Below are 18,691 nucleotides of genomic sequence, written 5' to 3'. Positions count from 1 at the left end.
GTCAGGCCTTTCCTCCGGCGTCCTCGTCGACGTTCGACAGGGCCGAGAAGCGTGCTTCGTTGCGCCGGGCGTCGTCGTTGGCGACCCAGCGCAGCAGTTGTCCCTGCGGGTTGTTGCGGTTGACCGTGCCGCAGGCCGAAATACACTGGCCGCATTGCGTGCAGGCGAACATCCAGCGTTTGACGTTGCGCGGCTTGAGGCGCATCGGACAGACGGCGTCGCAGGCCGAGCCATTGCCGTTGAGGCAGGATGCGCAGTCGGTCAGACGCTCGCGCTCGAAACCGACGACCATCGCCTTCTTGTTGCCCATCCAGGCGAAGCTTTGAAAGAGCCCGACGGCGCAGGCGTAGCGACAGAAGAGGTGGCGGGCGAAGAGAAATTCCAAGGTCAGCACGGTGGTGGCGGCGGCCAGGAAAATGACTTCGCCGCGATAAAGGCTGAAAGTGAATAAGCCGGAATAGACGTGAAACGGCGGCATCAGGTAGGTCAGGCCGACGACGGCCCAAGCGAAGGCGAAGGCGATGGCGGCGGGAACGACGGCGAACCAGTAGCGCTTGTCGCGCGGCGCCGGTGTGCCGTCGGGTTCCCAGGGCGGGGTTTCCTTCTTGTCCCAGACCGAATGCTTGCCGGTGGCGAAGAGCATAAGGCGGTTGATGGTTTCGACCACGGAAAAGTGCGGGCACAGCCAGCCGCAATAGAGGCGGCCCCATTTCCAGGCGACGCCGATGATCAGCGCCAGCGTGCCGAGCACCGGTAAAAACAGGAAAAAAATCAGGTTGACCGCAGCAGTCCCGGCATCGACGCGCCCGGCGATCAGGTCGTCGATGCCCAGGTGCCAAGGGATGGTCAGGAAGTAGGCGTGCTTCTCGGTCAGGTCGTAGCGGAAGAGATCGAAGATCGGCGTCAACGTGAACAGCGCGAAAAAACCGATCTGCGCCAGCACCCGGTAGCGTTGCAGCGCCGGCTTGCTCATGGATTGCGCGGGCCGATCAGCGGGAAGCGCCAGGTCTGCCCGGCCAGGGCCTTGATCAGTCCGAACATGCCGAACAGCACCAGCGTCGAGTGGATGCAGGTGAAGTAGAGGATGACGGCGACCCAGGTGTATTCCCAGTAAAGGCCGCCGACCAGGATGAAAATGGCAGTCAGCGAGACGATCAGCAGGCCGCCGTAAAGGCTGACGAAGGTGGCTTGCTTGAGATGTTGGCGGGCGAGCGGCGGCGCGCTGTCCTTGTAGCGCAGCCACAGCCAGAGCAGGATCGCGAAGGCGATGCCGGGCGCCAGCAGGAGGTTGGCCAGGAACAGCGTCTCGGCGAGGACGGCCAGATTTTGCCCGGCCTTCTCCTCGGTGAAGCCGAAATCATCGTCCGAAAGTGGCATCGACGATTTCCATCAGCGCGGCGACGGTTTCCTCGTCGTCGGTCAGGCTTTCGACCAGCGCGGCGCGGCAGGCGGCGGAGACATCGAAGCCGGACTTGATCAGCGTTGCGGCGTAAACCAGCAGGCGGGTGCTGGCGACTTCCTCGAGGTCGCGGTCCTTCAGCGCGCGGAAGGCCTTGGCGATGCCGACCAGACGCTTGGCGAGATCGGCGTCGCAGCCGGTTTCGCCGATCAGGATGGAAATTTCGCGCTCGGCGCCGGGGAAATCGAAGCGCATCGAGACGAAACGCTGGCGGGTCGACGGCTTGAGGCCCTTCAGCAGGTTCTGGTAGCCGGGGTTGTAGGAGACGACCAGCATGAAATTGTCCGGCGCTTCCAGCGTCTCGCCGGTGCGGTCGATGGGCAGGATGCGGCGATCGTCGGCCAGCGGGTGCAGGACGACGGTGGTGTCCTTGCGCGCCTCGACCACTTCGTCAAGGTAGCAGATGCCGCCTTCGCGCACGGCGCGGGTCAGCGGCCCGTCGCACCAGTAGGTGCCCTTGTCGGAAATCAGGTGGCGGCCGACCAAATCGGCGGCGGTCAGGTCGTCGTGGCAGGCGACGGTGTACAGCGGCAGCTTGAGGCGCGCCGCCATGTGCGCGACGAAGCGCGTCTTGCCGCAGCCGGTCGGGCCCTTGATGAGCAGCGGCAGGCGCTCGCGGTAGGCGTGCTCGAAGAGGGCGATTTCATTGCCGGAGGGTTCGTAGAAGGGCAGGTCGGTCATTTGAGAGAGATCCAGTAGGCGAGCAGAATCAGGCTGGAGACGAGTATAAGCCAGCCTTCGAGCAGGGCGCGCCAGAGCGCCGGAGCGTTGCGCAGCTCCATGAAGTCGAGGATCACCAGGCGGCCCTTGACGAAGGCGATGAGCAGCATGGCGACGATGGACAATGTGCCGGCGGCACCGACTTCGCCGAGATACCAGGTGATGGCGGTGGCGACCAGCAGGACGAGCCAGGCGCGGTGGGCTGGGTTCTTGAGGGCGTTCATGGTCAGCGCATCACGTAAACGAGCGGGAAAAGGACGATCCACAGCAGGTCGACCATGTGCCAGTAGGCGGCGCCGCTTTCCAGGCCGTGCGCATCGTGGCTGCCATACACCCCCTTCCTCGCCTGCACCCAGAGGATGGCGAGGATGACCATGCCGAGGATGACGTGCATGAAGTGGAAGAAGGTCAGCGAGATGTAGAACATGTAGAAGGTGTTGGTCGACATTGAAATGCCGGCGCCGAACTTGGCGGCATACTCGACGACCTTGACCGCCAGGAAGCCGGCGCCGCACAGGAAGCCGAGCAGGATGTTGCGCGGGATCGCCGGGCGGTCGTCGCGGTGCGCGGCCTGTACGGCGAGGACGACGAACCACGAGCCGGTGATCAGCAGCACGGTGTTCAGCGCGCCCAGGTTGCGGTCCAAGGTCTGCTGGTAGAGGTTGAATTCCGCGACGTGGGTCGCCCGCGCGAAGGCGTAGGCGGAGAAGAACACCGCGAAGGCCAGCATCTCGGCGAGGATGAAGAACCAGATAGCGAGGTCGCCGGGCAGCCTTCTGGCGGGTGTTTCGGGTGCGGTTGGAGCGATTGCGGTCATGGCGCACATCTTATCGGCAAGCCTTGCCGCGGAACTTGATGTGGCCCAAAAATGAAAAAAGGCGCCGGTCCTGCGACCGGCGCCCCAAGTGCTACCTGGAGGAAACTGCTCAGGCGGCCTTTTCTTCCTGGCCACCCACGAAGAAGCTCAGGATGTAGATGACGAGACCGACAAGGAAAGCGACGCCGGCCCATTCGCGCATCCAGTAGAACAGCGCGATCTTCTCCTGCGCCACCATGAACGGCAACGGGGTATCGGAAGCACGTTGCAGCCAGACCTGCAGGATGCCGGCGGCGGTCAGGAACAGCGTGATGAAGACCATGGCAACTGTCATCAGCCAGAACGACCACATTTCCAGCACTTGCGACTTGTTGCTGTTGGCAGCACGGCCGCGCAGGATGGGCATGGCGTAGGAGATCATCATCAGGTTGACCATGGCGTAGGCGCCATAGAAAGCCATGTGACCGTGAGCGGCGGTGATCTGCGTACCGTGGGTGTAGTAGTTGACCGGAGCCAGGGTGTGCAGGAAGCCCCACACGCCAGCGCCCAGGAAAGCCATCACACCGGTACCCAGGGCCCACAGGACGGCGGCCTTGTTCGGGTGCTCGCGACGACGACGGTTCACCATGTTGAAGGCGAAGACGGTCATGGCGAAGAACGGGATCGGCTCCAGCGCGGAGAAGATGGAACCCCACCACTGCCAGTATTCCGGCGTCCCGATCCAGAAGTAGTGGTGACCGGTACCGATGATGCCGGTGATCAGCGTCAGGGTAACGATGACATACAGCCACTTTTCGATCACTTCACGGTCAACACCGGTCGTCTTGATCAGCACGAAGGCCAGGAAGGAGCCGAGGATCAGTTCCCACACGCCTTCCACCCAGAGGTGCACCGTCCACCACCAGAAGAACTTGTCGAGAACGACGTTCACCGGGTTGTAGAACGAGAACAGGAAGAAGACGGCGAGACCCCAGAGGCCGAGCAGCAGCACCAGCGAGATCGAAGTCTTCTTGCCCTTCAGTACCGTCAGGGTCAGGTTGAACAGGAAGCCCAGCGCCACGACGACGATGCCCAGCTTGGTCGGCAGCGGTTGCTCGAGGAACTCGCGGCCCATCGTCTCGAGGAGGTTGTTGCCGGTCAGTTCGGCCAGTGTGGCGTACGGCACCGCCAGGTAGCCGACGATGGTCAGCGCACCAGCCACCAGGAAGATCCAGAACAGCGCCAGCGCCAGTTTCGGGCTGAACAGTTCGGTCTCGGATTCCTCAGGGATCATGTAGTAGGCGCCGCCCATGAAGCCGAAGAGCAGCCAGACGATCAGCAGGTTGGTGTGGACCATGCGGGCCACGTTGAACGGAATGGCCGGGAACAGGAAGTCGCCCAGAACGTACTGCAGGCCGAGGATCAGGCCGAACAGGATCTGGCCGACGAAGAGGCCGATGGCCGCGATGAAGTAGGGTTTTGCAACCGCTTGCGATTTGAATTGCATGTTCAGTGTCTCCTCTCGATCAGCCCTGGTCGTTGGGCGGCCAGTTGGCGTCGTTGATCGAATTGACGTGCTTCAGGAAGGCCACGATGGCGTCCAGCTGCTCGTCGGTGAAGTTGAACTGCGGCATGCTGCGACGGCCCGGAATGCCGTCCTTCGGACGCGCCTGGATGAAGGCCTTGGTGCCTTCGTCGCCGTAGCGGACGACCACGTTGCCCAGTTCGGGGGCAAAGTAGGCGCCTTCACCCATCAGGGTGTGGCAACCAATGCAGTTGTTAACCTCCCAAAGCTTCTTGCCTTCGGCGATCTGCGGCGTGATGTTGGCCCGCATGTCGCGCTTGGGAAGCTGCGAATGGGTGTCGAATGACAGCGCGAGGAACAACAGGAAGAAGAAGACGGTCCCCCCGTAGAATATGTTCCGCGCCATCGATTTGGTGAAAGCGCCACTCATTGTTTTCCCCCTTTCGGAAATTGTTTGGCCGGCCGATGGTAGGCGGCGAGGCGGGCAGGGGGCTTTGATGTTCGCTAAAAATGTCGGGCGTCAGGGGAATAAGTTCACAATCCGGGCCGCAAGCCAGGGCGCCAGCAACATGTGCAGACCTGCCGGACAGGGCCGGCAGGGTGTGGGGTCAGAATACCGGGCCGGCAAATACATCCTTGAAATACGCATCGACATCGTATTCGACAGGCCTGAGACCGGGCAGGTAGGTGCTGCTCTGCTCCTTGTCCGGCGGCGGGCTTGCTTCGCCTTTGAAGACCGCGTCGTAGTCCAGGGTCCGGATTGGCGTTTTGAGGGGGAACATGGCGCTACGACAGAGATATGCGTAGATGGACATGACTGACTCCTTCGCTGCTTGATTTGAATTTACGACCTCAATATAGTGTCTATGCTGCGGTGCAGCAAACCATGATTTGTTATCCTTGGCGTAAGTAAAACTTAATCGGCTTCCCGGCTTGCGAGGTACCTGTCCTGGCTTACCGACTTCCCCCGCTGTCCACGTTTCGTACCTTCGAAGCGGCCGCGCGTCACCTCAGCTTCAGGAAGGCGGCGGAGGAATTGCACGTGACGCCATCGGCCGTCAGCCAGCAGATCAAGACCCTCGAGTCCTATCTTGGCTGCCTCCTTTTCCATCGCCGGCAAAACCTGCTGCAGCTGAGCGAGGCGGGTCTGGCAATGTTTCCCAGGGTGCGCGAGGGCCTCGACAGCTTTGCGGCGGCGGTCGAAAGTACGCGGCGCGGCACGGCGCCGGCCCTGAACGTCAGTGCGCCGCCTTCGTTCGCGACGCGCTGGCTGGTTCCCCGCCTGTCGCGATTCTCTGCGGAGCAGCCGGCGTTGGCGATCAGGATTGCCAGCAAGCCGGAAAACATCGACGGCCCGCAATTCGCAACGGCTCCGAAAGGCGAATTGATCGACCCGCGTAGCGAAGCGGGCGAGGTGGCGATCCGCTTTGGAACGGGTTCATATCCCGGTTGCCTCGTCGAAAGAGTGCTTACGCCCTATTTCGTTGTGGCCTGCAGTCCGCGGCTGATGTCCGGGGAGATGCCATTGCGTTCGCCGGATGACTTGAGCCGGCACATCCTGCTCCACGACGAATCGCTGCCGAGTGCCGGAAAGGGGCCGATCTGGCGGGAGTGGCTCGATCTTGCCGGTGTCGGCGGGGTCGATATCGAACGCGGACCGCGTTTCTCGAATACCCTGCTGGTTCTTGAGGCGGTGCTCGAAGGGCAGGGTGTGGCGCTGGTGCCGAGGCCGCTGATCGAGGCCGACGTCGCCGCCGGGCGCCTGGTCGTTCCTTTCTCCGTTTTTCTCCCGTCGGCCTATTCGTATTTCCTCGTCGTGCCGCAGGCCATGGCCGATCAGGAAATGGTGTCGGCATTCCGGAAATGGCTGGTTGCCGAGGCCGAAACGCCGCTGGCGGGGTAGCCCAAGTGGCGCGTTCAGCATGCCATTACACGTCGTCACAGGCGCCGCGAGGCGGCGCTGCTATCATCCGGGGCCCCGGCTCGATGGCGTCGTGGCAGGCCGCATGGCAGCCGATCCGGGGTGGTCAATCCTTTCAGAGCTGCCATGATCGTTCGCCCTCATTTGCACTGGTTCCGCTTGCTGTTCGTCTGGCGCGGCTCGGTGTTGCCCTACATCGTCACCCGCCTGTTGCTGGTGCTTGCGGTTTCCTTAGCCAGTGTTCTGGTACGCGGCTGGTGGATGAGCGAACACGCCGCATCGGCGCTGTCGATTCCACCGTTCACGCTGATGGGTATCGCCCTGGCGATCTTCCTGGGTTTTCGCAACAGCGTCAGCTACGAGCGTTTCTGGGAGGCGCGCAAGCAGTGGGGCGCCCTGCTCATCGCCGCCCGCTCATTGACCCGGGAGGTCGCCAGCTTCGCGCCGGCCGATGACGCACTGCAGCGCCGGGTGGCGCGAACCCTGGCCGCCTTCGCCTACGCGCTCAAGCACCAGTTGCGGGGCACCACGCCCGAAGCCGACCTGGCCTGCCGTCTCGATGCGGCCGTTCTCCGGCGGGTGACGGCTGCCCGCTTCGTGCCGTCGGCCATCCTGCTCGACCTGTCCAGGGATCTCGCCACCGCGCAACGCCATGGTACGATCAGCGATCTGCAACTGCAGTCCATGGATCGCAACCTGAACCTGCTGACCGAGGCATCCGGTGCCTGCGAGCGCATTGCCAACACGCCGATTCCCTACACCTACCGTGTTCTCATGAACCGCACGGTGATGGTCTATTGTCTGCTGCTGCCGGTCGGGCTCAGTACCTCGATCGGCTGGCTGACGCCGCTGATCGCCACCTTCGTCGCCTACACCTTCCTGGCGCTGGACGTGATCGGCGAGCAGATCGAAGAACCTTTCGGTACCGAACCCAACGATCTCGCCCTGGCCTCCATGTGCCATGCCATCGAGGTCTCGGTCTGCGAACTGGTCGGCGAAACGCCGCGCAGCGATCCGCCCGCGGTAAGGGACTACGTGCTGACCTGAATTGACGAACCCGTCCCGGTCAGGGAGGCGGCAGCATTCCCTGACTATACTCCGCGGCTTCGGGTGACCCCGGCGTGGAAAAGGCCGGGGCCGGGACGCATGCTCCATCCATCCCGGCTGTACCCATCACAAGGCACCACCGTGCCGATTTCGATAGGGAGACATTGTGTCCAGAATTCTTGCCTCGCTGATTGGCGGCCTTTTTGCCGTATCCATGCTGGCTGCCGCACCCGCCGCGCAGGCAGCGTCCACCCATGCCAAGCCGGCTGCTACGAAGCAGGCCGGTGCTGCCAAGAGCGGCAAAGCTGGCAAACCCGCCAAGAAGTCCAAGAAGCAGACCAAGAAACAAGGCAAGACCAAAAGCGGCAGCAAGGCCAAGGCGCCCGCTGCGAAATAAGGCGGCGCGGCCGAGCAGGGCAAGCACTCCAGGTGAGGGCTTGCCTTTTTGCGGCGTTGCATTTTCATCGTTGGTCGGCAATTCAGGGGGCGCATGCACGGTCGGGCAGGCTCGGCATGTATACTTCGCGCTTCCTCTCTCCGGACTGTATTCATGGCCGCTCCCGCCGACACCGCCAGCATGGCGCTCTTCTGTGATTTCGAGAACATCGCCCTCGGCGTGCGCGATGCCCAGTACGAAAAGTTCGACATCAAGCCGGTGCTCGAACGCCTGCTGGCCAAGGGCAGCATCGTCGTCAAGAAGGCCTACTGCGACTGGGAGCGCTACAAAGGCTTCAAGGCGGCGATGCACGAAGCCAACTTCGAGCTGATCGAAATCCCGCACGTGCGCCAGTCGGGCAAGAATTCGGCCGACATCCGCATGGTCGTCGATGCGCTCGACCTCTGCTACACCAAGGCGCACGTCGACACCTTCGTCATCATCTCCGGCGATTCCGACTTCTCGCCGCTGGTTTCCAAGCTGCGTGAAAACGCCAAGCGGGTGATCGGCGTCGGCGTCAAACAGTCGTGTTCCGACCTGCTGGTCACCAACTGCGACGAGTTCATCTACTACGACGACCTCGTCCGCGAGCGTGAGGCGCAGCGCGGCAACCTGCGTCGCGAGCGTGACAACGGCAGGCGTTCGCCGGAAGAGGAGGCGGCGCGGCGCGCCAAGGCCGAGGAGCGCAAGACCAAGGCCATCGAGCTGGCGGCGGCGACCTTCGCCGACATGATCGCCGACCGCGGCGAGAACGAGCGCATCTGGGCCTCGGTGCTCAAGGAGGTCATCAAGCGGCGCAATCCCGGCTTCAACGAAACCTATTTCGGCTTCCGCAGCTTCGGCAACCTGCTCGAGGAAGCCGCCAACCGCGGCCTGCTCGGCTTCGGGCGTGACGAGAAATCGGGTGCCTACGTGATGCGGGCGGCGCCGCAAGCGGTCGCGCCGGCCGAGGAAGCACCGGTCGAGATTGTCGCCGAGCCGGTTGCGGTCGACCTGCCGGAAACGGCAAAAACCGACGCTTCGGGCTCCGAGCCCGAGGCGCCCGGCAGCGCGCGCCGCCGCGGCGGCCGCCGGGCGCGCAGCGGCAAGGAGCGGGGCGCGGTCGAGGCGGCGCCGACCGTTGCTGCGGATGCGCCGGTAGCGGCGGCCGGAGAAGGTGTCGGCATCGAGGCGGCGATCGCGCCGGCGCCGGCGGAAGCGCCTGAGTCAGCTGAATCAGCGGCCGGAACGACGGCCACGCCGGAAAAGCCGCGCCGTGCCGCGCGCCGCCCGCGCCAGAAGGCTGGTGCCGCGGTGGTTGCCGTCGCTGCCGAGGCGCCGACGGTCAGCACGCCGCCGGCCGGCGAGGCGGCCGTTGGCGAGGAAAAGCCGGCGCGTGCCCGGCGCGCGCCGCGCGCGCGCAAGCCGAAGGCCGGCGAAGGCGCCGGCGGCTGATGCAATGGCGGGCAGGGCGCGGCCCGGCACGAGACGGAAGGGCGCCGGCGGTGCGCCGGACCCGACGGGTCAGATGACCTGGAGCAGCTTGCCGCGCAGGGCTTCGGCCTCGCGCTTGCCTTCGCGCGACATCACCATGGCGTGGTACCACTCGTCGTAGAGGGCGCGCAGGCCGCTATGGCCTTCGGCGTCGGTGATGCGCTCGATCAGCGAACTGGCGCCGAGCGAGCCGACGAAGGTGTTCAGGGTGTTGACCATGAAATTGCGGGCCTGCTGCATGCGCAGCGGGTCCGGCGCCGCCGGCAGCTCGCCGAAGGCGGTGACCGACGGTAGCGGGGCGGCCGGCGCGGTGACCTTGCCCTGCGCGGTCACGACCGAGCCGACCGCGATGTAGCCGTCCTCTTCGAGCATGCCGAGCGTGTGTTGCAGGTCGTCGGCCTGCAGCATGCCGCGCAGGTCATCGACGGAACGCTTGCCGTCGATGAAGATCAGCACGCGCCGCTGGCGCGGGGTCAGGCCGCCGGCCTTGCTGGTGATTTCGTCATGCCCTTTCTGGGTCTTGGTGAATACAACGCCCATTGTCCTGTCTCCATGGTTGGGGTAGTTCGGGGCATTGTACATAAAACGAAAAAAAGAAAACCCGCCGTAGCGGGTCTTCCGTGAAGTACGTCACGAACCGGTGTTCAGGCGGCGGCCTGGGTCGGAATCTTGTGGCCGCGGCGGGTGATGCGGTTCTGCGAATCGACGTAGATCAGGTCCGGTTCGTACTTGGCCAGCTCGATCTCGTTGTAGACGGCGAAGGTGGCGATGATCAGGATGTCGCCCGGCGCCGCCCGGCGGGCCGCCGAGCCGTTGACCGAAATGACGCCCGATCCGCGTTCGGCGCGGATGGCATAGGTGGTGAAACGCTCGCCGTTGTTTACGTTCCAGATGTCGATCTGTTCGTATTCCTTGATGTTGGCCGCGTCGAGCAGATCCTCGTCGATGGCGCAGGAACCCTCGTAGTGCAGGTCGGCGTGGGTTGCGGTCACGCGGTGCAACTTGGATTTCAGCATCGTTCTCTGCATGGTTTCACTCATCCAGAAGGTTGGGGGAAGCGAATTGTAGCGACAATCGCCCCTCTGTCAACGGGCGTAATTATGGATATTCACGCTGCGTCAAATCTCAATGTTATCAATGAGCCGGGTGGTTCCCAGGCGGCTGGCGGCAAGCACCACCAGCGGGGCGTTTACGTCTTTCGGCATGGCCAGGTCGGCCTGTTGCCGCACTGCGACATAGTCGGTCTTCCAGCCGGCTGCGGTCAACGCCGCAATCGCCGTGTTTTCCAGTTTCACGGTATCCGCTTGGCCGGCGCGGATGGCGGCGCGGATCTCGTTGAGCAGCCGGTACAGGCGCGGCGCCTCGGCGCGTTCGGCCTCGCTCAGGTAGCCGTTGCGCGAGGAGAGGGCGAGGCCGTCGGCGGCGCGCACCGTCTCGCCGCCGACGATGGCGATCGGCAGCGCCAGCTGGCGGGTCATGTTGCGGATTACCATCAGCTGCTGGTAATCCTTCTTGCCGAAGACGGCGGCCTGCGGCTGGACGATGTTGAACAGCTTGAGGACGACGGTGGCGACGCCGCGGAAGTGGCCGGGACGGAACTCGCCGTCGAGGACGTTCTGGATGCCGGGCGGCTCGACGAAATATTCCTGCGGCTCCGGGTAGAGGTCGGCTTCGGTCGGTGCGAACAGCACATCGACGCCGGCGGCGGCCAGCTTGTCGCAATCGGCCTGGAAGGTGCGCGGGTACTTGTCGAAATCCTCGTTCGGTCCGAACTGCAGGCGGTTGACGAAGATCGAGGCGACCACGGTGTCGCCGTGCGCGCGCGCCTGTTCCATCAGGCTGATGTGGCCGGCGTGCAGGTTGCCCATGGTCGGGACGAAGACGACGCGGCCGCGCTGCTGCAACGCCGCGCGCAGGTCGGCGATGGAAGAATGGGTTTGCATGTTGGCTGCCTTAAGCGGCGTAGGTATGTTCCGGGCCGGGGTAGCTGCCGTCCTTGACGGCGGCCACGGCGCGGGCGGCGGCGTCGGCGATGCTGCCGCCGTCGGCCATGAAGTTGCGCACGAACTTGGCCTTCTTGCCCGGCGGGATGTCGAAGGCGTCGTGCAGGACCATGACCTGGCCCGAGCAGTCCTTGCCGGCGCCGATGCCGATGGTGATGATGTTGAGCAGGGCAGTGACCTCGGCGGCCAGCACGGCGGGGATGGCTTCGAGAACGATCATCGTCGCCCCGGCGTTCTGCAGCGCCAGCGCGTCGTCCTTCAGGCGCTGCGCTGCGGCTTCACCCTTGCCCTGCACCTTGTAGCCGCCCAGCGCGTGCACCGACTGTGGCGTCAGGCCGACGTGGCCGCAGACCGGGATGCCGCGGTGCACGAGGAATTCGACCGTTTTCGCCATGTCCAGCCCGCCTTCCAGCTTGACCATCTGGGCGCCGGCCGCCATCAGCGTCACCGCGTTGCGGAAGGCCTGTTCCGGCGATTCCTGATAGCTGCCGAAAGGCATGTCGGCGATGATGAAGGGGCGATCCGAGCCGCGCTTGACGGCGGCGACGTGGTAGGCGATGTCGGCGACGGTGACCGGCAGCGTCGTGTCGTGACCCTGGATGACGTTGCCCAGCGAATCGCCGATCAGCAGCGATTCGACGCCGGCGCCATCGAGCAGGCGGGCAAAGCTGGCGTCGTAGCAGGTGAACATGACGACCTTCTCGCCGGCGGCGTAGAGCTTGGCGAGGTCGGCCTGGGTCAGGCGGCGGGTGACGGTTTGGGCGGACATGGGGGCTTACGAGCGGAAGACGAAATAGACGGCGCCTAGGATACACAGGGCCGCCCACAGATAGTCAAGCTTCAGCGGCTGGTTCATGTAAAAAACGACGAAGGGTACGAAGACGGTCAGCGAGATGACTTCCTGCAGGATCTTGAGCTGGCCGAGGCCCATCTGGGTATGGCCGATGCGGTTGGCCGGCACCTGGATCAGGTATTCGAACAGCGCGATGCCCCACGAGATAAGCGCGGCGATCCACCACGGCTTCTCGTTCAGGTTCTTGAGATGGGCGTACCAGGCGAAGGTCATGAAGACGTTGGACAGCGACAGCAGGATCACCGTCTGCCACAGCACGGGAATGTGCAGGCCGAGGACGTTCATAGGCGGGCGATGCCCTGGTTGGCGACTGCCGGCAGCCAGGCGGCGACGCTGCCGCGGCCGGGAATGGCGAGGCCGGGGGCGATTTCCGCCAGCGGGCGCAGCACGAAGGCGCGCAGGTGCAGGCGCGGGTGGGGCAGGGTCAGGCGCGGCAGGTCGAGCTCGATGTCGTTGTAGAGCAGCAGGTCGAGGTCGAGGGTGCGCGGGCCGTTGCGGTCGCGGCGCACGCGCCCGAAGCGGGCTTCGAGGTCGAGCAGCGCGTCGAGCAGTTCCTCGGGCGCCAGCCCCGTTTCCAGGGCGGCGACGGCGTTGATGAAGTCGGGCTGGTGCTTGAGGCCGACCGGCGCCGTGCGGTACAGCGACGAGGTGTGGATGACCCGGCTGTCCGTCAGGTTGGCGAGCGCCGCGTAGGCGGCGAGCACGGTGGCCGCCGGGTCGCCGATATTGGCGCCGAGGGCGACGTAGGCGGTGTTCATTCCGGGCTGTTGCGGTCGACGCCGTCGGAAGCCAGTTTTTTGCGCCGGCGGCGGCGCTTCTTGTCGCCGGCCTGTTCCGGCAGCAGCATGCGCGCCCGTTCCTCGCCGTCGGCCTCCTGGAAGCGGGTCCACCAGTCGGCCAGTTCCATGTCGATCTCGCCGGATTCGGCGCGCAGCAGCAGGAAGTCATAGCCGGCGCGGAAGCGCGGCTGTTCGAGCAGGCCGTACGGGCGCTTGCCGGCACGTGCCTCGAAGCGCGGCTGCAGGGCCCAGATGTCCTTGATGTCGCCGGCGATGCGGCGGGTGATGGCGAGCTTCTCGCCCTGCACGTCGAGAACGGTGTCCATTGCCTGGTAGAGCGCCGGAATCTTCGATTCGCCCTGCGCCTTGAGCTTTTCCCAGTGTGCCAGCACTTCGTGCCAGAGCAGGGTGGCGAACAGGAAGCCGGGCGAGGTGCCCTTGCCGCGCCGCACGCGGTCGTCGGTGTTGGCCAGCGCCAGCATGACGAACTTCTCGCCCATCGGTTGTTCGAGAATGACGTCGAGCAGCGGCAGCAGGCCGTGGTGCAGGCCCTCGTCGCGCAACTGCGTGATGCACTTGACCGAATGCCCCGAGGTCAGGAGCTTCAGCATTTCGTCGAACAGGCGGGCGGCCGGCACGTTTTCCAGCAGGCCGGCCATTTCGCGGATCGGCGTGCGCGCCGCCGGGTCGATGATGAGCCCGAGCTTGGCCGCCAGGCGCACGGCGCGCAGCATGCGTACCGGGTCTTCGCGGTAGCGGGCGCGCGGCTCGCCGATCATGCGCAGGGTTTTTTGCTTGAGATCGCCGACGCCGTGGTGGTAGTCGATCACCGCCTCGGTGGTCGGGTCGTAGTACAGCGCGTTGGCCGTGAAGTCGCGCCGCGCGGCGTCCTCGGCCTGGCTGCCGAAGACGTTGTCGTGCAGCACGCGGCCGTGCTCGTCCTTCTTGGTGTTGGCGTCGAGCGTGCCGCGGAAGGTGGTGACCTCGATGGTTTCCTGGCCCATCATCACGTGCACGATCTGGAAACGGCGGCCGATGATGCGCGAGCGGCGGAAGGCGCGGCGCACTTCTTCCGGCGTGGCGTCGGTGGCGACGTCGAAGTCCTTGGGCTCGGCGCCGATCAGCAGGTCGCGCACGGCGCCGCCGACGACGTAGGCCTTGTGGCCGTTGTCCTGCAGCGTTTCGCAGACGCGCCGGCTGCCGCTGCTGATGCGGTCGCGGGTAATGCGGTGGCTGGAGACGGGAATGACCGCCGGTTCGTGGTGGCTGGCTTCGGCCTTCCTGCCGCCGAAGACGCGGGAGATGAGTTTGCGGATCACGTATTGCCGTTCAGGGAGCGCCGGGCGCTGCGCAAAAACGCGGATTTTACCGGAAAGGAATGATTTTTCACCGCTTTCGCCGGGGAAATGGTCAGTCCAGGCCGAAGAATTCGCGGATTTTCTGGCCGATCGCGGCGCTGCCCGGAATGCGTTGCGGCGCTTCGGCGCGTCCGCGGTGATAGCCTTCTTCCAGCTCGGCGAAGCGCTGCAGGCGCTGTTCCAGGATCAGGGACAGGCTGTCGGCGAGTTCCGGACGCTGGCGGATGATCTGCTGGAAGGCTTCCTTGTCGAGGCGATAGGCTTCGATGTCGGTCGTGGCGATCACCGTGGCGCGGCGCGGCGCCCCGGTCATCAGTCCGATTTCGCCGAAGACGCTGCCCGGGCCGCGCTTTTCGAGCTGGCGGCGCGGTCCTTCCGGCGGCTGCCACCAGGCCTCGGCCTCGCCGTTGACGACGATGTACAGCCAGTGGGCGTTGGCCCCCTGGCGGGTGATCACGTCGCCGCGCGCGAACGGGGTGTTGATCAGGCGTTCGGCGAGGTATTTCTTTTCGCTCTCGGAGAGCCGGGCGAACAGCTCGATCGCCTCGATGGCCTGCAGGCGCCGCTTCAGTTCGCGGTTCTGCACGGCCTCCTGGTGCGCGGCGCCTTCCTTGACGAGGTGGATGGTGTGGTCGTCGGTGGCCAGGCGGATGCCGTTGCGCTGCAGGATGGCGAGGATGTGGGTGCGGACGTCGGAATCGGTCGGGTCGTCGAGTTGCGGATTCTGCAGCCAGTAGCGCAGCACGTAATGCGCGTAGCCGGGGCCGAAGTCGATCAGCACACAGCTTGGCGGCGGCGTCTGGGCGACGTTGGGGATGGTGGCGGCGGCGATGTCCGATTCGATAAGCTGGATCAGGCGGCCGGGCGGCACCGCGAGGTCGATGTTGAAGCCGATGCTGCGCCGCCAGGTCGGGTTGGCGCCGTGCTTGTCGCAGAGCACGTAGTAGCGCCCCTTCATCAGCTGGCTGTTGGGCACCACGGCCTTTTCGCCGTTGCGCGTGACGATCGCCGTGTACCGCCACTGGATGTCGGTGACCTGGCCGGAGAGGTCGTCGATCTTGATCCAGTCGCCGATTTCCAGCGAATTGTCCATCTGCAGGGCGAGGCCACCGAGCAGGTTGCCCAGCGTGTCCTGCATCGAAATGGCGAGGACGGCGGTGAGGATGGCCGAGGTGGCGAACAGGTGGGTCAGCTCGACGCCGGCCTGGTTGAGGCGGAAGAAGCCCCAGCCGATGTAGCCGACGATGACCAGGATGTCGGCGAGGATGCCCGAGATGCGGATATGCAGGCGCGGCAGCGCGACGTTGAACAGCGCCAGCCCGGTGAAGCGGATGACCGCCAGCCCCATGCCGAAGACGGCCAGCTGGCGCAGCAGGCCGGCGGCGGCCGAGGCCGCGTGGTTGGCAAGGAGGATGCCGGCCAGCAGGTCGCCGAACAGGCAGGCGGCGAAGAAGACGCTGGTGTTGATCAGAGATGGGCGCAATGCCCGCAGCGGCTTGAGGATGAAGAGCAGCAGCAGCGCGACCGCGATCAGCACATACGGCGCTTCGGTGCTGAGGAAGGGGATGCGTAGCATCGCCGCTTCAGCGCAGGCTGATGATCCGCCAGCCGCGGCTGGCGGCGTGCTGGCGCAGCTTGTCGTCGGGGTCGACGGCGACCGGGGTGTTCACCTTGTGCATTAGCGGCAGGTCGTTGTGCGAATCGCTGTAGAAATAGCTGTCGGAAAAACTGCCCCACCACAGGCCCAACGATTCGAGCCAGCTGTCGACGCGGGCGATCTTGCCTTCGCGGAAGGAGGGGATGCCGGTCGGCGCCCCGGAAAATGCCCCGTTTTCGACGTCGACCGCAGCCACCGTGCCGATCAGGTGCGGAATGCCGAATTCGCGGGCGATGGCGCCGGTGACGAAGCTGTTGGTGGCGGTGACGACGGCGCACAGGTCGCCGGCGGCGAGATGCTGCCGCACCAGCTGGCGCGCCGGTTCACCGATGAGCGGGCGGATATGGCGCTCGACGTATTCGCGGTGCCAGGCGTCGAGCTCGGCGCGGCTGTGGCGGGCCAGCGGCGCCAGCTGGAAGCCGAGGAATTCGTAGATGTCCAGCGTGCCGGCCTTGTACTGCTCGTAGAACTGGATGTTCTTGGCTTCCTGCAACTCGCGGTCGACGACGCCTTTCGAAATCAGGAATTGCGCCCACTCGAAATCGGAGTCGCCGGCGAGGAGGGTGTTGTCGAGGTCGAAGAGGGCGAGGTTCATTTGGCGAAGTCCAGCGGCAGGGTTTCGTTGAGCAGTTCGCGCAGCAGGGGCAGCGTGACGGCGCGCTTGTGTTCGAGAGTGTAGCGGTCGAGCGCGACGATGAAGGCGGACAGCGTGCGCATGTCGCGCGGCGCGTGGCGCATCAGGTAATCGATGGACTCCGGCGTCAGCTTCAGCGCGCGTTCCTTCGCCTGGGTGGCGAGGGCGGCGGCCTTTTCGGCATCCGACAGCGGCAGCAGGCGGTAGATCAGCCCGGAACCGAGGCGGGTGCGCAGGTCTTCGCGCAGCGCGAGATGGGCCGGCGGACGGTCGGCTGCGGTCAACAGCATTCCCGAGGCCATTTTCAGGCGGTTGAAATGGTTGAACAGGGCGATTTGACCGCTCGCGTCCAGCGCCTCGACGTGATCGACGGCCACCTGTTCGGCTTCGGGCGCCGTCGCCAGCGCCGGATCGCGCGCCGCATCGACGTAGGCGAAGCCGCTGGCCAGCAGCAGGTGCGAGCGCCCCGAGCCGGCTTCGCCCCACAGGCAGAACGACGTTTCCGTGCGTGCGCCGGCCAGCCAGCCGGTCAGGGCGGCGAGCGTTTCCGCGTTGCCGCCGGCGACGAAATTGTCCAGCGTCGGCGGGCTTTCCGGCAGCAGGTCGAGGATCAGCTGGCGCATCGGGAAAGACCTACTGCCAGCGCACCAGCCCGTAGTTCTTCTTGCCGCGGCGCAGGATGGTGAAGCGGCCATAAAGGCGTTCTTCGCCGACGATCTGGTGGTCGAGCGCATCGGCCTTGGCGCCGTTGATGGTGACGCTGCCGCTCTGGATGAAGCTGCGCGCTTCGGATTTGGACTTGGCGAGGCCGGCGGCGACCAGCGCGTCGATCAGGCTGCTGTCGGCGGCGTCGAGCGCGACGCCGGGCATGCCGTCCTGCGCGAGTTGTTCGAGATCATTTTCCGTCAGGTCGGCGAGTTGGCCCGAGAACAGGCTGGCACTGATGCGGCGGGCGGCCATCAGGGCGACTTCGCCGTGCACCAGGCGGGTGGCTTCCTCGGCCAGGATGCGCTGGGCTTCCGGCTTGCTGCCGCTGGCTCGGTCGCTGGCTTCGATCTCGTCGATGCGGGCGACCGGCAGGAAGGTGAAGAACCTGAGGAACTTGTAAACGTCGGCGTCCGAGGTGTTGAGCCAGAACTGGTAGAAGGCGTAGGGCGAGGTCTTTTTCGGGTCGAGCCAGACGGCGCCCGATTCGGTCTTGCCGAACTTGGTGCCGTCGGCCTTGGTGATCAGCGGGACGGTGACGCCGTGCACATGGGCGTGGTGCAGGCGGCGCGTCAGGTCGGTGCCGGCGACGATGTTGCCCCACTGGTCGGAACCGCCGATCTGCAGTACGCAGCCGTGGCGCTTGTAGAGCTCGGCGAAATCGTAGCCTTGCAGCAGGCTGTAGGAGAACTCGGTGTAGGAGATGCCCTGGTCTTCACGCTCCAGGCGCTGCTGCACGGATTCCTTCTTGATCATGGCATTGACCGAGAAGTGCTTGCCGATGTCGCGCATGAATTCCAGGCAGTTCATGCCGCTGAACCAGTCGTAGTTGTTGGCCATCAGCGCCGGGTTGGTGCCGTCGAACCTGAGGAAGGGTTCGACCTGACCGCGAATCTTTTCGACCCAGGTGGCGATGACCTCCGGCGTATTCAGCTTGCGCTCGGTGGCCTTGAAGCTCGGGTCGCCGATCATGCCGGTGGCGCCGCCGACCAGCGCGATCGGCTTGTGCCCGGCTTCCTGGAAGCGCTTGAGGATGAGCACCGGCACCAGGTGTCCCAGATGCAGGCTGTCCGCCGTCGGGTCGAAGCCGCAATAGAGGGTCACCGACTCCCTGCACAGCAGCTGATCGAGCGCCTGCGCATCGGTCAACTGGGCGATCAGGCCTCGATCATGCAGATCCTGAAGCAGGGGGGACTGGTACATTGCATTTTCTCCACGGGATGGGCGCGCCAGGCAAACGGGCAGTGCCGCAAAAATCGAACGCGCGATTTTAGCAGAGGCGGGCGCTCAGGCCGTCAGGCGGTGCGGATTTCCGGGCCACGCTG

Annotated in this window: 23 protein-coding genes; 4 read left to right on the top strand and 19 right to left on the bottom strand. The window is 65.0% G+C overall.

The window, feature by feature from the left end; translation table 11 throughout:
• Position 1: 1 nt before the first annotated feature.
• From GH660_RS01965 to GH660_RS01930, 8 genes are all read right to left on the bottom strand, one after another.
• Complete coding sequence (locus GH660_RS01965; protein WP_153144891.1) at positions 2–973, bottom strand: 4Fe-4S binding protein; 972 nt, start codon at positions 971–973, stop codon at positions 2–4.
• Positions 970–1,377: a hypothetical protein gene (locus GH660_RS01960; RefSeq protein ID WP_153144890.1), complete on the bottom strand. Its 408-nt coding sequence runs from the start codon at positions 1,375–1,377 to the stop codon at positions 970–972. Before GH660_RS01960 ends, GH660_RS01965 begins: the two co-directional genes overlap by 4 nt.
• Positions 1,358–2,140: a CbbQ/NirQ/NorQ/GpvN family protein gene (locus GH660_RS01955; protein ID WP_153144889.1), complete on the bottom strand. Its 783-nt coding sequence runs from the start codon at positions 2,138–2,140 to the stop codon at positions 1,358–1,360. The genes GH660_RS01960 and GH660_RS01955 overlap by 20 nt, the downstream gene beginning before the upstream one ends.
• Positions 2,137–2,403, bottom strand: a complete 267-nt coding sequence (locus GH660_RS01950) for a cytochrome C oxidase subunit IV family protein (RefSeq protein ID WP_153144888.1) — start codon at positions 2,401–2,403, stop codon at positions 2,137–2,139. Before GH660_RS01950 ends, GH660_RS01955 begins: the two co-directional genes overlap by 4 nt.
• Positions 2,404–2,405: 2 nt before the next feature.
• Positions 2,406–2,996 (bottom strand): cytochrome c oxidase subunit 3 family protein, encoded by a 591-nt coding sequence (locus GH660_RS01945; protein WP_153144887.1) that lies wholly within the window; start codon positions 2,994–2,996, stop codon positions 2,406–2,408.
• A gap of 109 nt (positions 2,997–3,105) precedes the next feature.
• The gene (locus GH660_RS01940; RefSeq protein WP_153144886.1) at positions 3,106–4,482 is read right to left on the bottom strand and encodes a cbb3-type cytochrome c oxidase subunit I; all 1,377 of its coding nucleotides are present in this window, start codon (positions 4,480–4,482) and stop codon (positions 3,106–3,108) included.
• A gap of 19 nt (positions 4,483–4,501) precedes the next feature.
• Positions 4,502–4,930, bottom strand: coding sequence for a cytochrome c (locus GH660_RS01935; RefSeq protein ID WP_153144885.1), 429 nt, complete (start codon positions 4,928–4,930; stop codon positions 4,502–4,504).
• A 178-nt stretch (positions 4,931–5,108) separates the two neighbouring features.
• On the bottom strand, positions 5,109–5,315 hold the full coding sequence (locus GH660_RS01930) for a hypothetical protein (protein ID WP_153144884.1): 207 nt from the start codon (positions 5,313–5,315) through the stop codon (positions 5,109–5,111).
• A 104-nt stretch (positions 5,316–5,419) separates the two neighbouring features.
• Between GH660_RS01930 and gcvA the strand changes: the two genes are divergently transcribed.
• The 4 genes from gcvA (at position 5,420) to GH660_RS01910 (ending at position 9,338) form a co-directional block, all read left to right on the top strand.
• On the top strand, positions 5,420–6,403 hold the full coding sequence (gene gcvA / locus GH660_RS01925; protein ID WP_368666105.1) for a transcriptional regulator GcvA: 984 nt from the start codon (positions 5,420–5,422) through the stop codon (positions 6,401–6,403).
• Positions 6,404–6,547: 144 nt separating this feature from the next.
• Positions 6,548–7,468 (top strand): bestrophin family protein, encoded by a 921-nt coding sequence (locus tag GH660_RS01920; protein WP_153144882.1) that lies wholly within the window; start codon positions 6,548–6,550, stop codon positions 7,466–7,468.
• Between the two features lie 166 nt (positions 7,469–7,634).
• On the top strand, positions 7,635–7,865 hold the full coding sequence (locus tag GH660_RS01915; RefSeq protein ID WP_153144881.1) for a hypothetical protein: 231 nt from the start codon (positions 7,635–7,637) through the stop codon (positions 7,863–7,865).
• Positions 7,866–8,018: 153 nt separating this feature from the next.
• A complete protein-coding gene (locus tag GH660_RS01910; RefSeq protein ID WP_153144880.1) occupies positions 8,019–9,338 on the top strand; it encodes an NYN domain-containing protein in 1,320 nt (439 codons plus the stop codon).
• A 69-nt stretch (positions 9,339–9,407) separates the two neighbouring features.
• On the opposite strand, the gene GH660_RS01905 is transcribed toward GH660_RS01910, so the two are convergent.
• The 11 genes from GH660_RS01905 to tyrS all read right to left on the bottom strand — a co-directional run bounded on the left by GH660_RS01905 (position 9,408) and on the right by tyrS (position 18,569).
• Positions 9,408–9,917, bottom strand: coding sequence for a hypothetical protein (locus GH660_RS01905; RefSeq protein WP_153144879.1), 510 nt, complete (start codon positions 9,915–9,917; stop codon positions 9,408–9,410).
• A gap of 104 nt (positions 9,918–10,021) precedes the next feature.
• Positions 10,022–10,405, bottom strand: coding sequence for an aspartate 1-decarboxylase (gene panD, locus GH660_RS01900; RefSeq protein WP_153144878.1), 384 nt, complete (start codon positions 10,403–10,405; stop codon positions 10,022–10,024).
• Positions 10,406–10,495: 90 nt separating this feature from the next.
• Entirely contained in the window at positions 10,496–11,320 is an 825-nt protein-coding gene (gene panC / locus GH660_RS01895; protein WP_153144877.1) for a pantoate--beta-alanine ligase, read from the bottom strand.
• A gap of 10 nt (positions 11,321–11,330) precedes the next feature.
• Positions 11,331–12,149 carry a 3-methyl-2-oxobutanoate hydroxymethyltransferase gene (panB, locus tag GH660_RS01890; RefSeq protein ID WP_153144876.1) on the bottom strand — a complete coding sequence of 273 codons (819 nt, stop codon included), beginning with the start codon at positions 12,147–12,149 and terminating at the stop codon, positions 11,331–11,333.
• A 6-nt stretch (positions 12,150–12,155) separates the two neighbouring features.
• On the bottom strand, positions 12,156–12,518 hold the full coding sequence (locus GH660_RS01885; protein WP_153144875.1) for a DMT family protein: 363 nt from the start codon (positions 12,516–12,518) through the stop codon (positions 12,156–12,158).
• Positions 12,515–12,991, bottom strand: a complete 477-nt coding sequence (folK, locus tag GH660_RS01880; RefSeq protein ID WP_153144874.1) for a 2-amino-4-hydroxy-6-hydroxymethyldihydropteridine diphosphokinase — start codon at positions 12,989–12,991, stop codon at positions 12,515–12,517. Before folK ends, GH660_RS01885 begins: the two co-directional genes overlap by 4 nt.
• Entirely contained in the window at positions 12,988–14,331 is a 1,344-nt protein-coding gene (gene pcnB / locus GH660_RS01875; RefSeq protein ID WP_153144873.1) for a polynucleotide adenylyltransferase PcnB, read from the bottom strand. The genes folK and pcnB overlap by 4 nt, the downstream gene beginning before the upstream one ends.
• A gap of 91 nt (positions 14,332–14,422) precedes the next feature.
• The gene (locus GH660_RS01870) at positions 14,423–15,946 is read right to left on the bottom strand and encodes a mechanosensitive ion channel family protein (protein WP_153144872.1); all 1,524 of its coding nucleotides are present in this window, start codon (positions 15,944–15,946) and stop codon (positions 14,423–14,425) included.
• A 7-nt stretch (positions 15,947–15,953) separates the two neighbouring features.
• A complete protein-coding gene (locus GH660_RS01865) occupies positions 15,954–16,622 on the bottom strand; it encodes an HAD family phosphatase (protein WP_153144871.1) in 669 nt (222 codons plus the stop codon).
• Positions 16,619–17,284, bottom strand: coding sequence for a DnaA regulatory inactivator Hda (hda, locus tag GH660_RS01860; RefSeq protein ID WP_153144870.1), 666 nt, complete (start codon positions 17,282–17,284; stop codon positions 16,619–16,621). The genes GH660_RS01865 and hda overlap by 4 nt, the downstream gene beginning before the upstream one ends.
• A 10-nt stretch (positions 17,285–17,294) precedes the next feature.
• Positions 17,295–18,569: a tyrosine--tRNA ligase gene (gene tyrS / locus GH660_RS01855; protein WP_153144869.1), complete on the bottom strand. Its 1,275-nt coding sequence runs from the start codon at positions 18,567–18,569 to the stop codon at positions 17,295–17,297.
• Positions 18,570–18,691: the final 122 nt, after the last annotated feature.

The organism is Dechloromonas sp. H13, assembly GCF_009469615.1.
GTDB lineage: Bacteria > Pseudomonadota > Gammaproteobacteria > Burkholderiales > Rhodocyclaceae > Azonexus.
This window is presented reverse-complemented; position numbering and strand designations above follow the sequence as displayed.